Annotated in this window: 12 protein-coding genes and 2 pseudogenes; 6 read left to right on the top strand and 8 right to left on the bottom strand. The window is 31.9% G+C overall.

The window, feature by feature from the left end:
• Positions 1-9: 9 nt before the first annotated feature.
• The 3 genes and pseudogenes from DK405_RS15660 to DK405_RS16045 all read right to left on the bottom strand — a co-directional run.
• Entirely contained in the window at positions 10-2,115 is a 2,106-nt protein-coding gene (locus DK405_RS15660) for a toprim domain-containing protein (RefSeq protein ID WP_410522030.1), read from the bottom strand.
• Positions 2,116-2,378: 263 nt separating this feature from the next.
• Entirely contained in the window at positions 2,379-3,176 is a 798-nt protein-coding gene (locus DK405_RS16050; RefSeq protein ID WP_458692998.1) for a conjugal transfer protein TraA, read from the bottom strand.
• Positions 3,177-3,659: 483 nt separating this feature from the next.
• Positions 3,660-5,198, bottom strand: a pseudogene (locus DK405_RS16045) (AAA family ATPase); the annotation flags it as partial.
• A gap of 321 nt (positions 5,199-5,519) precedes the next feature.
• Between DK405_RS16045 and DK405_RS14935 the strand changes: the two are divergent.
• From DK405_RS14935 to DK405_RS02555, 6 genes and pseudogenes are all read left to right on the top strand, one after another.
• Complete coding sequence (locus DK405_RS14935; protein ID WP_269459331.1) at positions 5,520-5,645, top strand: hypothetical protein; 126 nt, start codon at positions 5,520-5,522, stop codon at positions 5,643-5,645.
• Positions 5,646-5,880: 235 nt separating this feature from the next.
• Complete coding sequence (gene ltrA / locus DK405_RS02570; protein WP_197709767.1) at positions 5,881-7,116, top strand: group II intron reverse transcriptase/maturase; 1,236 nt, start codon at positions 5,881-5,883, stop codon at positions 7,114-7,116.
• A gap of 102 nt (positions 7,117-7,218) precedes the next feature.
• A complete protein-coding gene (locus DK405_RS13290; protein ID WP_052691740.1) occupies positions 7,219-7,596 on the top strand; it encodes an HNH endonuclease in 378 nt (125 codons plus the stop codon).
• Positions 7,597-7,805: 209 nt separating this feature from the next.
• Positions 7,806-8,261, top strand: coding sequence for a conjugal transfer protein TraD (locus DK405_RS02565; RefSeq protein ID WP_064613237.1), 456 nt, complete (start codon positions 7,806-7,808; stop codon positions 8,259-8,261).
• Between the two features lie 321 nt (positions 8,262-8,582).
• Entirely contained in the window at positions 8,583-9,656 is a 1,074-nt protein-coding gene (locus DK405_RS02560; RefSeq protein WP_045915951.1) for a tetratricopeptide repeat protein, read from the top strand.
• A 280-nt stretch (positions 9,657-9,936) separates the two neighbouring features.
• Positions 9,937-10,165, top strand: a pseudogene (locus tag DK405_RS02555) (conjugal transfer protein TraD); the annotation flags it as partial.
• A 91-nt stretch (positions 10,166-10,256) separates the two neighbouring features.
• On the opposite strand, the gene DK405_RS02550 reads toward DK405_RS02555, so the two are convergent.
• The 5 genes from DK405_RS02550 to DK405_RS02525 form a co-directional block, all read right to left on the bottom strand.
• The gene (locus tag DK405_RS02550; RefSeq protein ID WP_064613239.1) at positions 10,257-11,267 is read right to left on the bottom strand and encodes an Rpn family recombination-promoting nuclease/putative transposase; all 1,011 of its coding nucleotides are present in this window, start codon (positions 11,265-11,267) and stop codon (positions 10,257-10,259) included.
• A gap of 121 nt (positions 11,268-11,388) precedes the next feature.
• The gene (locus tag DK405_RS02545) at positions 11,389-11,976 is read right to left on the bottom strand and encodes an HD domain-containing protein (RefSeq protein WP_109510576.1); all 588 of its coding nucleotides are present in this window, start codon (positions 11,974-11,976) and stop codon (positions 11,389-11,391) included.
• 41 nt (positions 11,977-12,017) lie between these two features.
• Positions 12,018-12,512: a sensor histidine kinase gene (locus tag DK405_RS02540; protein WP_109455797.1), complete on the bottom strand. Its 495-nt coding sequence runs from the start codon at positions 12,510-12,512 to the stop codon at positions 12,018-12,020.
• A 103-nt stretch (positions 12,513-12,615) separates the two neighbouring features.
• A complete protein-coding gene (locus DK405_RS13720; RefSeq protein WP_231967601.1) occupies positions 12,616-13,305 on the bottom strand; it encodes a histidine kinase in 690 nt (229 codons plus the stop codon).
• Between the two features lie 174 nt (positions 13,306-13,479).
• Positions 13,480-14,058, bottom strand: coding sequence for a sensor histidine kinase (locus DK405_RS02525; RefSeq protein ID WP_064612799.1), 579 nt, complete (start codon positions 14,056-14,058; stop codon positions 13,480-13,482).
• Between the last annotated feature and the right edge of the window lie 47 nt (positions 14,059-14,105).

Here is a 14,105-nt window from a genome sequence, read left to right as displayed (position 1 = left end):
GCCCTTAAATTATGAATTATTAAAGATTTTTGAACTATAAATTCCTGTATGGTTTTCTGAATATTTATTCACAACTATCGTTTCCACCTTAGCTTCCTCTTCTTGTTTAAAGTAGTATAGAGATGACGATTTATTATACAATTCTTTAACATTCGTAATATCATTTTGTTTTGCTATACTATTATTTTCTGTTTGAGTAAGTTTGGTTGTTTCAACTGCCTTAGTCAGTTTAGTAATTTCAGGTTCTATAATGTCTCTAATTGACTGGTCTCCACAACTTTGCAGCAGATTATTAAAATCACCATTTTCTGGTGGTTTAACTATACAAGTTATTGCTTCCTTCATTTCTAATATTTTTGCAGCTTTAATTACAGTATTATTAGTTAGAGAATTTTTGCTATCATTATCTGCTGCAATGATGATTTTTTCACCAGGAAATGGTGAATAATTTGTCAAATTCGAAATTTCTGCACTAGCAATGATATTACCTTTAATTCCTGCTTGCTGCAAGCTCAATGCTGTTTCAGCGCCTTCTGCTATAATTGTTATATTAGGGTCATTCGCATTTCGCTTTGCGATTGTTATGAACGATCCGCTGATTTTACCGAAAGATCTTCTGTTAATTGAAATATTCGCCTTATCTCCTGCCGAATTTAGATATACGGCCTGTACTCCTGTAATTTCTCCTTTTGAATTTCTTGCAAATGCTGTCAATGCTGGATAATTTTCTCTCGTTTGAGTATCAAACAGTATACTTGCTTTTAAGTCTGAACTTGCGGTGCTTTTGTCAAAAGTAATACCACGATTTTCAAGATACTTTTTTACTATTTCAACTTCTGCGCTTGGGCTCGTATCTATCTCATAACCATGTATTCTGCTTGATAGTTCATACAAGTTTTGAACTTTTGCGATTTTAACACTTTCAGATTGTTGAGTGTATTGTTGAGAATCGTCAGTCTTAGGCGGTCTCTGATACCGTTGACTAATATTAGACATTCCAACCATACTTTTCAAATATTCCTTTGCCTCAAAAAAGCTGCCTCCTCTTTCTCTTTGAAGCAGAGATAATAAATTACTACCTTGTCCTGTGCTGAAGTCATACCATTGTCCAGCGTACTTGCCCTCGGTGGTTACTTGTATTTTGCCAGTGTCTTCCCAACGTAATCTTCCGTGTTTAGATAGGCGGTTATTTGGATCTCCAAGAATATCACGAGCTATAGTGTCAGCTCTATAAGCTATTGCATCCCTCAATTTTTGTAGTTCTTCCTTGCTATTTGAATAATAATCGTTTTTTCTATAGTTTTGAGCAGATTGATATTGCCTTACTTCATTTGCTTGAACATCATTATTCTCCTCTTTTGAATTGATAGAGTCTGTCTTAGCTGTGCTAAGCTGCTCTATTAGGTTAGCAACATTTTTTGTAGCTTGCACATTGTAGTACAGCCGTACTTGCTCTGCATTCCCTATCATGCTTATGTTAGAACTTTCTATTCCTACACCATTATTATGAAGAACATATACATCTTTTTTGACAGCTGTTTGTGGGTTACAAACTGTTGTAGCATATCCATGTTTAAAGCTTATTTTATTCAAATCAAAGCTTACCTCGTTTCCTGTATCTGTCTTAGCTACAAACTTATTTTCATCAATTGATACTAGAGTTGCAAATTCACTGTTTTGTATTTGTAAATCATTATCGTTTGTTTGAAATACAATTCGGTCTCCAGCCATGTAGTTAGCATATTTTTTTGATTCAGCTCCTGAAATTAAAATGCTGTATTCTGGACCTTTCAGAGCACCATTTTCCTTCATGTAGTTTCTGATGTGTTGATTAATATTTTCAGCTTCTTTATGGTCAGCAATTATCAAACGATCCTGCAGCTCAAATTTACTATTTTTCCAATCATTGATTAATTGGTTTATTGATTCTTTTAGAGTGTTATCAGCTCTCAAGCTATTATTATCACTAAGTAGCACTATGCCATCAGCAATATCACCATTTGTCAGCTTTACAGCCACGTTGTGGTTCCAGCTGTTAGCCTTAGAATTTTCTATCTCTGTTTTTAAATTATGAATGTTATTGAAATTATTTGAATCATTGATTTTGTCAGTCATATAAAACCTCACCTTCGCATCACTAAATTGTTTTGTGGTATAAATATTTGATATTTTTACCGTTTGAATTATAATTTTATTGCTAAGTGATTATTGAGATAGTTTTCTAACAGATGCAGATCTTCAAAATTCCAGCGCTTCCAATATTCTCTTAGCAAGGCATAATGCGAATTACAAAAATCGCTTTCGGTTATCATTTTTTATCTCATTTTGTAATTCGCCCTGTGAATGAATAGCTTACATTCAATTTCAAATCTTCAGCACTACCGTCTAAGTCCAATTTTTTGAGCTATGTCAGTTTTCACCACTTGTTCAGACTCTGTTTTTACGTTCTGAGTATTAATTAACTTCATGATTTCAGGTATCATAAGCTCCTTAACAGCTGTGGCTCCTTTATTTTTTAGCATTTCGTTAAAATCTTCACCTTCTGAATGAATTACGATGCTAGTAATTGCTCCTTTGCTTGTCAGTACTTTTGCAGCCTCGTTTATAGTGCTTACATATTCTTTATTTTGTTTATCATTATTTGCAGCTATAAGAATCTTTTCTCCTTGAAATGGCTGATAATACTTTAAATTATTTACATTTGAGCTATATACCATTCTGCTATCAATGCCAGCTTCCTGAAAACTTGATATCGTTTTTCCTTCTGCTGACAGAATGGTTACATCATAATCATATTGTCTTTGTTCTTTGATCTGCATAAATAATGGAGTAGAAATATCTTTGAGCTGGACTTTTTCTACTTTAGCTTCTTCCTCTGGTTTGGCGGTAAAATGATAATATTCTTTATTCACATGAGATCTATCATTGATATCATTGATTATAGACTTAAACCAGTTTTCAATTTTACTAAAAACAGTTGTCTTTGTCCGTTCTTTCTCAAAATCATGAGCAGTTTTCAGAGTTATGCTAGCTGATTTCTCATTTGGTCTGCTGAGCTGATTTATTAAACTGTTAATGCTTCCAGTAGCTTCATTATTGCAATATAACTTTAAGCTCTTAATATGCCTTGTCATAGCTACGTATGAGCTGCTTATATTACTTACTCCGTTATGCAAAACGTATACATCTTTTATAGAAGCTCCCTGGACCTTATAAACAGTACTTGCATAGCCATGTTTAAATTGTATTTCACTAGGATCAAAACTCACTTCTTTTCCTGTGTCTGTCTTAGCTATAAATTTATTTTTACTAACCGAAGTTAAAGTTGCAAATTCACTATTTTGTATTTGTAAATCCTTATAGCTTTTTTGAAATACGATTCTATCTCCTGCCATATATGACTTTTTCCTTCCATCAATAGAACGCTCATATTCTGTGCCTTTTAGCGTACCATTTGCTTTTAACAAAGACCTAATACTTGAATTAAGAATGTCGACATCTTTATTACGTACTGTAATTACCAATTTTTCATGTGGTTTAAATTTGCTTAGACTCCAGTTGTATATTAACTTACTCATTGAGTCCTGCAACGTATTATCAAACCTAACGCAGTTATTTTGCCTCAGTAAGGTTATACCGCTTAAAATATTACTCTCAGCAAACTCCATTGCTGCTTCTCTGCTCCAGTTTTCACTTTGTCTTCGAATATTTACTAAAACATGTGAACCAAAAATATTACTCAGCATCTCAAACATTCCGCCTCTTTCTATTGAAGCTAACTGTTTTTCATCCCCAGCAAGTATCAGTTGACAATTATTGTTTCTAACTACTCTAAACAGCTCTGCATAAGCTTTAGTACCTACCATTCCAGCTTCATCTACTACTATTAAGCTGTCTTGCATAAAAATTTTTTTTCGATTATATAAAAATCCTTTTACTGTATAGACCTCTGTATAACCTTTGCTCCTCAGCTCTGATACTGCCTTATGAGTAGGAGCAATACCAATAACTTTTTGTCCACGATTTGTTGCGAGCTTATGCGCTTTTGCTAAAACATAAGATTTTCCTGTACCAGCTCTTCCTCTCAAGACTCTAACTCCACTAGTGCTAAGCAAAATATGCCTTAGCGCTTGTTTCTGTTCCTCACTAACATTTGCTAGACCTTCGATATCACTTTTAAGATTGTAAATGTTGTTGTAATAAACCTGATCATTGATTTTATTAGCTATTCTGATTATTCTCGTCTCCTCATTTCGAACCTCAATTGTCGTAAAATATTTGCTACTTTCACCATCATCATGGTATAACTCTAGTATTCTATTTGAACTAAGCACTTGCTGAACTAACTGTTCTCTTGCTGTTGGATCTGGTATATCTTTTACTGCTTTTTCAACATCCTGCTTAGTAAAAATAGATTTGTAATGTGTTATAGAATCTGTTATTACGTCAGCATCATTAATAATCTTCAAATGAGCCTCTTTACGTAACTCATTTTCATTTAATACTTCATTAATAAAATTCCTAATTCTACGAGGTCCAATATGCTTTCCAGGTACTTTGCTTGTCTCGTCAACTCTATATGGCAAGCCTAATTCAGCGAAATATGCATTAGTTTCTTCTTTTGCTATTTCATGAATCATCTTGGAATCTTTAATAACAACCTTTTTGCCATTAACTGTTATGATTTTTGGGTTTAAATCTACTGCTCTATCTCCTAAACCAGTTCCATCTTTTCTAAATCTTCTCATAGTGAGCAATATATGTGCATGCCAGTTTTTATCTCCTATTTGAGGCTTATGAATGTCTATCTGTACTCCAAGACCATTTTGCACCCATTCCATTGCATCAACTATTCGATGAGTTAGTTCTATTCTATGCTCTAAATTTAGCTCCTTCTCATCTGGCAACGCTATTACGATATCCTTCAACAACTGGCTGTTTGGGTCTTTTGCGGTTCGTTCTACCTCATTCATTAATGTTTGAATATTCTTGAATTCTTGTTTTACATAATCCGGTATCAGCACTGTATGATATACGTTATCTTTCTTACGAGAGAAGTTATACCTTATACCTGTTTGCTTATTTTTAACAATAGTTCTTGCATTATACGCTGCCTTACGACAACTATCACCTCCTGTACTTCTACTTAAAAATTCAACCCTTGTAAACTGTATAGCTATCTCAATACCAATTCTCACCTGAGTTTTAAGTTAGCATGGTTTTTTTGATTTTGCTAGCACAAACTTCTTTTTTTTTAACATTCAATCGGTTAATGAGTACTCATTTTTTAGCAGCAATCTTTATCGATTGCATATTGCGTAGTGCGACATGAGGTCGCTCAAACAGAGACTACAGAAATGTAGCAAGGTTGCATTTAAACCTTAGTTACCGCTATTGCGGTGCGAGATTGGTAACGGTCTTGTACTAAGCGCGATAGAAAGCCTAACTAAAGTACTAATCTGGATGGGAAATAGGGGCAAGGTAAAGTTAAAATTGGTTAAACGAAAGTGAATCTTCGTATGGAAAATATCGTCAATGCAGAAGCAGATACTCCAGATAAATTCTGTTATAAGGATAAAGCTGAAAAGCTTAGCTGTAAGAAGGAATACGCAGCCTTCTTTAAAAATGCCAGCTCCTCGGTATAAAGAAGATAACCAACTTAACGTCTCTCTGATGAGTGAAACATGGTAAGCCTATTATTAGGCAACTGATAGTAGGTAAGAGAGGTCTTAGAAAGCAAATGACACTAAGTCGAAAGACTACAGAAATTAATAACTGAGTGTATAGGCATTTATATGCTAATCAGAAATGATGCTAACTTAAGACTGGTGATTTACCCTAAATAGGTAAACAAGATTATGAATTAATTGGAAAAGTTGGATGCTAAACGCAAATGTAACAATTGAGACTAAAGATAATTTCAAGAAAATCTATTGGCATTCAATAGACTGGAAAGAAATTATACAAAAGGTTAATAATCTTCGTAGACGTATTTATAGGGCATCTGCAAATGGTAATATGAAGTTAGTACGTAACTTACAAAGATTGATGTTAAAATCAAGAGCAAATAGGTTACTTGCTATAAGACGTGTTACTCAAATCAACAAAGGACGAAAAAGTCCTGGAATTGATAAAATAGTTGTTAAGACAGATAAAGAAAGGAGTCTGTTGATGGAAAAGTTAGCAGATAATAATCTATCATCTGTAAAACCGATTAAGCGTGTATACATACCAAAAAGTAATGGCGAATCTAGACCTTTAGGCTTGCCAACTATTTTGGATAGGTGTAGACAGGCTGTTGTAAAATCAGCACTTGAACCATATTGGGAAGCTAAGTTTGAAGGTTGCAGCTATGGCTTTAGACCTGGACGTAGCGCTCACGATGCAATACAGAGAATATCTGGTATTATTCGACATGGAACCAATAGAAATTGGATATTAGATGCTGATATTAAAGGAGCATTTGATAATATTGATCATAATTTTCTTTTGAAAATTATAGGAAATTTCCCTGCTCGTAATTGGATTCAAGCATGGCTTAAATCTGGTGTAATGCAGGATTATCAAATTATCAAAACAACAGCTGGTACTCCACAAGGTGGATTAATTTCTCCATTACTTTTAAACATAACTCTTCATGGAATGAGTGATATACTTAATATTATCTATAATAAGTATGATCACCTATATTCTAAATCCGAATATGCTTTAGTGAGATACGCTGATGATTTTGTCGTTTGCGCTAAGTCAGAAAGCTCATGTATCAGAGCCAAAAGTATTATTAATGATTGGTTAAGTATTAGAGGCTTAGAATTGTCAAAGGAAAAAACCAGGATACTTCATATTAATGAAGGTTTTGATTTCCTTGGATTTAATATTCGACAATATAAAACCAATAGTACAAGAAGAGGTGTAGCTCTACTAGTTAAACCGTCTAAAGACTCTATAAAGTCGTTTAAAAAACGAATGTCAATAGAATGGAAAAAAAGTTTCTCATGGAATATTGATAGAATAATTGATAATCTAAATTCTAAAATATTTGGATGGTGCAGTTATTTCAACAAAGTTGTGTCCAAGAAAATTTTTTCCAATTTAGACTGTTGGATGTGGATTTAGCAAGCAAGATTCGTATGTAGAAAACATCCTAAAAAATCCTGGGAATGGCTTAAGAAAAAGTATTGGGGTCGCATTAAAGGCAGAAATGATAATTGGGTCTTTATGAATAAAGATCTATATCTATGGAAATTACAATGGACAACGATTAAACGACATATTCTTGTTAAAGGTAAATCTTCTCCTGATAATTCAAAACTTAGAGAATATTGGCATAAACGTCAGGCTGATAGCCCTAAGTATTTGTTTAAATCTAGGCAGATTCTTTGGCGTAGACAAAAGGGTAAATGTCTTGTTTGTTTTGATTTAATAGATAATGGTGAAAGTGTTCATGTACATCATATAACACCTATAAGATGTGGTGGCACTGACCATATTAACAATTTGTGCTTATTGCATGAAAACTGCCATCGACAAGTACACAGTAATCGCGGACAACTTATTGCAGCTGTTTGTAAATTGCTTGAGCCGTATGCGGAGTAATTCGCTTGTACGGTTCTTTGGGAGGAAAAGCGCTTCTGCGCTTACCTACCCGCTTAAGCTTATTCTTTAATGAAGCTTCTAACCTTGAATTCACGTTTTTTTGACTATAATTATTTGATGTTGGTTTGGTAGGCGCGGTTTTTTTTCTTTACTGGAATTTTATTTTGATATATTCTTGCCTGATTTTTTTATCTTTCTGAATTACTAACATGGCAAATCTTATGCAGAAAAAAATTACTCTTCAACAAAAAAAGGCTAGGCTAATCATGGATGAGGTTAACCTTAAAATTAAAGAACGTAAAATGCGTACTCGACGTCTTATCGAAATGGGTGGATTACTTGCTAAAGCTAATCTTGATCACTTACCAACAAATACTTTATTTGGTGCAATTGTTTCACTAAAAGAAACTTTAACACAACATCCAAATGTTCAGGATCATTGGACTACAATAGGTAAAGATATTTTTGATAAAGAACAGCAAAATAAAGCTGCCGTGATTTTAAAATTTGCCTCTGAACCAGACGAAAACACTAAGCGCTACATTCGCCTTCATGGCTTAAAATGGAACAGTTTTCGTCAAGAATGGTGCGGCCATGTTAAGGATATTGAGGCCTTAAAGAATGGCCTTCTCAATGTTCAGTATAAACTTGAGCTTGTATCTTAGATAATAGTTCAAACTATATGCACAGCTAGCAATATTAGTACTGATAGAAAATATAGAGTAAGAATTTCAGAGTAACATAACTGATGGTAATAATAAAAAATAAAGAATTTTGATGAAATTTCTGATAGTATTAAAAATAATGATGTAAAAAAGAAAATTTGTAACAGCACATTTGATTTAGCAATTATCACAGCTAATCAAAAATTTAAAGGGGAATTTTTATAAATCATATAAAATATATGACAGTATTATTAATACAGTTACATCTGTTGCATCAAAATAATCTGCTCATATAACACTATTTAATTTTAGGGTAAAGATATGCTAACAGACAAATATTTTAATAAAGAGAATTCATTTTTTCAGTTAAGAAAATATCAAGAAGCAATAAAGAAGTTTAATTTAGCTATTAAGTGTAATCCATATTCAGCAGAAGCTTATATTAATAAAGGAATTGCTTTAGACAAATTAGGGCAACATCAAGAAGCAATAGAGAATTATGATATAGCTATTAAGTATAAACCAGATTCGGTAGAAGCTTATATTAATAAAGGAATTTCTTTGAAGCAATTAGGACAATATCAAGATGCAATAAAGAATTATGATATAGCTATTAAGTATAAACCAGATTCGGCGGAAGCTTATAATAATAAAGGAGCCTCTTTGAACGACTTAGGACAGTATGAAGAAGCAATAGAGAATTATGATATAGCTATTAAGTATAAACCAGATTCGGCAAAAGCTTATATTAATAAAGGAAATACTTTGATGCAATTATGGCAATATCAAAAAGCAATAGAGAATTATGATATAGCTATTCAATATAACCCAAATGATGTAAACGCTTACTATAATAAAGGAATTGCTTTGAACGAATTAGGTCGATATCAAGAAACAATAGATAATTATGATATAGCTATTAAGTATAAACCAGATTTGGCAAAAGCTTATATTAATAAAGGAAATGCTTTGAATGCATTAGGTCGATATCAAGAAGCAATAGAGAATTTTGATACAGGTATTCGATACAACCCAAATGATGAAAAGGCTTACTATAATAAAGGAATTTCTTTATACCAATTAGGGCAATATCAAGAAGTAATAGAGAATTGTGATATAGCTATTAAGCATAAACCAGATCTGGCAGAAGCTTATATGAATAAAGGAGTTGCTTTGAGTAAATTAGGACAACATCAAGAAGCAATAAAGAAGTTTAATTTAGCTATTAAGTATAAACCAGGTTTTGCAGAAGCTTATCTTAATAAAGGAGAAAGTTTGAAGCAATTAGGACAACGTGAAAAGGCAATAAAGAATTTTGAGTTAGCTATTAAGTATAATCCAGGTTTAATAGCACCTTATATTAGAGATATTTTAAAAAAGGTAGAAATGCAATAGAAAAAGTTGTAACCTGGCTATCAAATATGATTCTGATAATGTGTACGCATACCAGTTAGCAAATGAACTTGCAAAAAAAAAATTTAAAAAAGCAATCTCCGCATCATAACTGATTAATTTTTAGAATCAAGGCACAGAGTCACATGTTCATAAGTTAAGAATGTTTTATTATTCTAGATTATAGACTATAGTCATTTACAATGAGGTTTGAGCATAAAAAAGCGACAATAGCATCATAAGATTTACTAACAGGATATTTTATACTCAAACTTCATTGTAAATGACTATACATCAAAATGTTCAGAATCATTGGACTACAATCGGTAAAGATATTTTTGATAAAGAACAGCAAAATAAAGCTGCTGTGATTTTAAAATTTGCTTCTGAACCAGACGAAAACACTAAGCGCCACATTCGCCTTCATGACTTAAAATGGAATAGCTTTCGTCAAGAATGGTGCGGCCATGTTAAGGACATTGAGGCCAAAGAATAGGCTTCTCAATGTTTAGTATAGTATAGAACTTGTAGTGTGATATAAAGCATCTAATAGAAGTAGCATACAACACATCAAAAGTAAGATTTCGTGTTGTATATTTCTTATTATTTTACACTATTTTTTAAATTTAATACTTCTTGTATTGATAAATCCGTATATTCAGCAATTGTCTCAACTGATAATTCAGATTTCAATAATTTTATTGCAAAATCTTTTTTTGCTTCAGCTTTACCTTCAGCTTTACCTTTAGCCTCACCAAGCTTTATTCCTTCAGCTTTACCTTCAGCTTTACCTTTAGCCTCACCAAGCTTTATTCCTTCAGCTTTACCTTCAGCTTTACCTTTAGCCTCACCAAGCTTTATTCCTTCAGCTTTAGCGCGTTCGAGTTTATAATCTTCTACTGCTTTATTATCCCATATACGCTTTAACTCTTGTTCATAGGTTATTAGTTCGTCTTCACTCCAATTAAACTGATCTAATGCCTCATACGCTCTTTTTATTATTAAATCTTCACCTATTATTTTATTATATCCATCTAATGTTGTTTCTTTTGCATGTTTAAAAAAATAGCACCACTTCTCTGTTATATCACTTAACTCTTCCACTCTATTTTTTTTAAATTTTGGTAATTCTATAAAGGTAAATGAAAAGTCCTTTAGATCATGCTCATATGTCTTTTTATCCAATATTACATGCCTTGATATATAGTCTTCTTTGTTTGGAAACAATTTATAATCTGCTATAGCTATAAATATAACTTCCTTTAGGTCTGAGTATTTTCCTTCTTTCCCTCTATTTGGTTGCCTGCCATATGCCTTTGCTGCATAATACTGTGCTCTTTTTTCAAATCCTTGTGTAGGATCTACTTGCATTTCTATTATATATTGCGCACCGTTTTTATCTTTACACAAAACATCTACTATTGATTCTTTTTTGGACGCTATGTCTGCATCTAATATCGTTCCTAAAAACTCTACTTCTGTTATTTCTCTATTCCCTTCAAACAACAATATATCGTTCAGAAAATGTATTAGTATGTCCTTGTTTTTTTCTGATCCAAATATCTTTTTAAATGCTACATCATTCTTTGGATCTAGAAATCTTGATAAATGCATATATTTTTCATATTTTCTATTCTTTTTAAATTATACAATAAAATAACTTACATGAACATTCTCTTATTGAATTTTAATTTCTGCAATTCACTACATTAACCACCTATTAAACTTTAGTTTATTAGGTAGCATAACGCTCACAGTATTTATTTAGCTTTATAGCAATCTCTGGTAATTTAAGGTATTCAGCAAGAGGTATAAATTCTTGCTGCGTTTCTAGTATGATTTCTTGTCTTCTTTTGGCTGGCTTTATGAATATAGTTTTAATATTATCCAATCGGTCCAATAGTTTGATTAGTAATAGCTCTACTTTATCTTGATTCACTAATGTTTGAATCATTTTCATGGAACTGGTTTTCTTACCACCTATGTTTCTTGTAAGAGCTAGAACTTGCTCGGCAATGTTATCATTAAATTCCATTGCTATCTTTTTTTTAGTTAATTTTGTATCCTCAATTACATCGTGTAATATTGCTGTAATAATCGTATCTGTTTCAGAACTATACTCTACTACCATATATGCAACTTTTAATGGATGCATATAATAAGGTTCTCCTGTATCTCGCTTTTGATTGCTATGATATTTTTTTGCATAAAATATAGCTTTTTTTACTTTATCAAGATCAATGCGTTTATTAAAACTATGATTAATCAAGTCCAGCTTATCAAGTAGTTTATTGATATGTTCACAATTTAAAAATGCTAACATTATTTCCTCCATCTCCATTAATAATTCTAATTTTCAGTTTCTCAACGAACTTCTATAGGTATACTACACGTGAAAGCTGTATACTGATCTTGCTTACTTTCTAGTTTAATTTTTCCAGTCATTTCATGTATAAACGGTTTAACGAGTAGTAATTCAGATTCTAGTACTGCATAGCTTTTGATATGTAAGTTTCTGAGCTCATTATTTATCTTTTTCACTTTCTCAGCTGAAATTCCAATTCCGTTATTACGAACAATTAATTGTAATATTCTATAATTTGTCTTTTTATTTGTAGAAGGCAGCAAATCAACTTCAACACTAATTTCGCTGCATTTACTATTAGTAGCATTGCAAATTAATAGTGTTAGTACTTTCTGTATTTGAGTACTATTTACAATGATTAAATCTTTAATATCATTTTTGAAGTTACAGCTAAGATTTATTCCTTTATTTTCTGTGAATGGCTTCAGTGCTCTAATAGTATTATTTACTTTTGCTTGAATACCAAAATCTCCAGATTTTATAGTATGACTCATAAAATGCTTCCATATCTTTTAATTAAGTTGTACTGGTATATCGCAAGTAATAGCTGTGAACTTATTTGCCTCGCTCTTTATCTCTAATTTTCCACTTAGTTTGTTAACAATGTAATTTGTAAATCCTAGACTCGAGTCTAATATTTCTGGATACTCTAATTGAATGCAAATCAGTAAATTTTGCATTTATTTCTTGTAGTTTTTCTTGTGAAATACCTTTTCCGTTATCACGTACTATGAATCTTAATATTTTGTCTTTTTCGTTTTCCTTTCGATACGGTGCAATAAATAACATAACTATAACATCAACCTTACAGCTTTTATTAACTCTAATAGCTCCACTTATTAATTGACTAAGTATAGTTTGCAATAGACAACTATCTCCAATAACAATGTCATTTATGTTGTCCTGAACATTGTAACTGAGCGATATTTCTCTATCTTCAGCAATTTCTTTCAGCGAACTAATTGTATCCTTCAATAGTTTTTGTATGCTAAATTTTTTTAAATGTACGTTTTGAAGCTCAATTTGGTCTCTAAGTGAGTAAACTATACTGTTACAGCAGTCTTGTAGGTTAGCAACACAATTAAGTATTCTTGTTAAGCTAGTAGTTTTATATTCCTTTTCTTTGAAATCATTTTGCCAACATAGTAGATCATCTGCTAGATCTTGGATTTTAGCAGTAGTAAGATCAAACGTATATTTAATTTTTTGAATCAAATCTATACAATATTGCTTCATTGACTCAGCTTCCTCTAGATAATCTTCCGCTTGTTGTAGCTTTATTTTCATTTTAATATAGTTATCTGCATTCATATTTTCGGTACAAAGATAAATATTTCTTTCCTTAGCTGTAGATACTAACTTAATTGAAATAGGTGGCAGATGAATTGTCCAAACATCTTGAGAAATGTCTTTTGTTGTATTGATATTCTTTTTTTATTTTTCATAATATTCTCCATTTGACTAATGTTGCGAATTTAAATTACTAGTTTGTATCGGAATGCTGACTAAAAACTTTGTATAATGCCCTTCTTTACTCTCTATCTTAATGCTTCCTTTCATTTCATATGTAAGATGTTTGATAAGTTCTAACCCTGAATCTAATGCTTGATGCTTAATTAAGTGTGGTTTTTTTAATTCAGAGTTCATCTCTTGTAATTTGTTTTTTGAAATGCCAGCTCCTACGCTATGCACTACAAATTTCAATATTCTATCTTTTGAATTCGATTGTTCATTTTTAGGAGGCAAAAAATCAATGCTAACTCTAACTTTGCTATTTGTACTATGCATAATAGCACTACCAACTAACTGAGTGAGTACAGCTCTTATTCGAAACCTATCTCCAGTAATAATATCGTATATGTCATTTCCTATTTTTTCCCTTAGCTCTATATTTTCATCTTCAGCAATTAATCTGATTGCTGCAATAGTACCATTTAGCATTTTTCGTAGGCTAAATTTTGCTAGTTCTACATTCGTTGATTTTATGGTTTTTCTAAATACACAAATTTTATCATTTAGATCATTATTGTTATTTTCCACATTATTCTCCTATGGTGAAGTTTATTAACTTTGTTTTTTTAGAAATT

Source organism: Orientia tsutsugamushi (genome assembly GCF_900327275.1).
GTDB lineage: Bacteria > Pseudomonadota > Alphaproteobacteria > Rickettsiales > Rickettsiaceae > Orientia > Orientia tsutsugamushi.
Note: the sequence above shows the minus strand (reverse complement) of the source record. Positions and strands in the feature narration are given on the sequence as shown.

Excerpts from the sequence above, each read along its gene's own strand:
- DK405_RS13720 (WP_231967601.1), bottom strand. The coding sequence starts at position 13,305 with ATGAAAATAAAGCTACAACAAGCGGAAGATTATCTAGAGGAAGCTGAG.
- DK405_RS02545 (WP_109510576.1), bottom strand. The coding sequence starts at position 11,976 with ATGTTAGCATTTTTAAATTGTGAACATATCAATAAACTACTTGATAAG.
- DK405_RS02565 (WP_064613237.1), top strand. The coding sequence starts at position 7,806 with ATGGCAAATCTTATGCAGAAAAAAATTACTCTTCAACAAAAAAAGGCT.
- DK405_RS02550 (WP_064613239.1), bottom strand. The coding sequence starts at position 11,267 with ATGCATTTATCAAGATTTCTAGATCCAAAGAATGATGTAGCATTTAAA.
- DK405_RS14935 (WP_269459331.1), top strand. The coding sequence starts at position 5,520 with ATGGAAAATATCGTCAATGCAGAAGCAGATACTCCAGATAAATTCTGT.
- DK405_RS15660 (WP_410522030.1), bottom strand. The coding sequence starts at position 2,115 with ATGACTGACAAAATCAATGATTCAAATAATTTCAATAACATTCATAAT.
- DK405_RS02560 (WP_045915951.1), top strand. The coding sequence starts at position 8,583 with ATGCTAACAGACAAATATTTTAATAAAGAGAATTCATTTTTTCAGTTA.
- DK405_RS02540 (WP_109455797.1), bottom strand. The coding sequence starts at position 12,512 with ATGAGTCATACTATAAAATCTGGAGATTTTGGTATTCAAGCAAAAGTA.
- ltrA (WP_197709767.1), top strand. The coding sequence starts at position 5,881 with ATGCTAAACGCAAATGTAACAATTGAGACTAAAGATAATTTCAAGAAA.
- DK405_RS13290 (WP_052691740.1), top strand. The coding sequence starts at position 7,219 with ATGAATAAAGATCTATATCTATGGAAATTACAATGGACAACGATTAAA.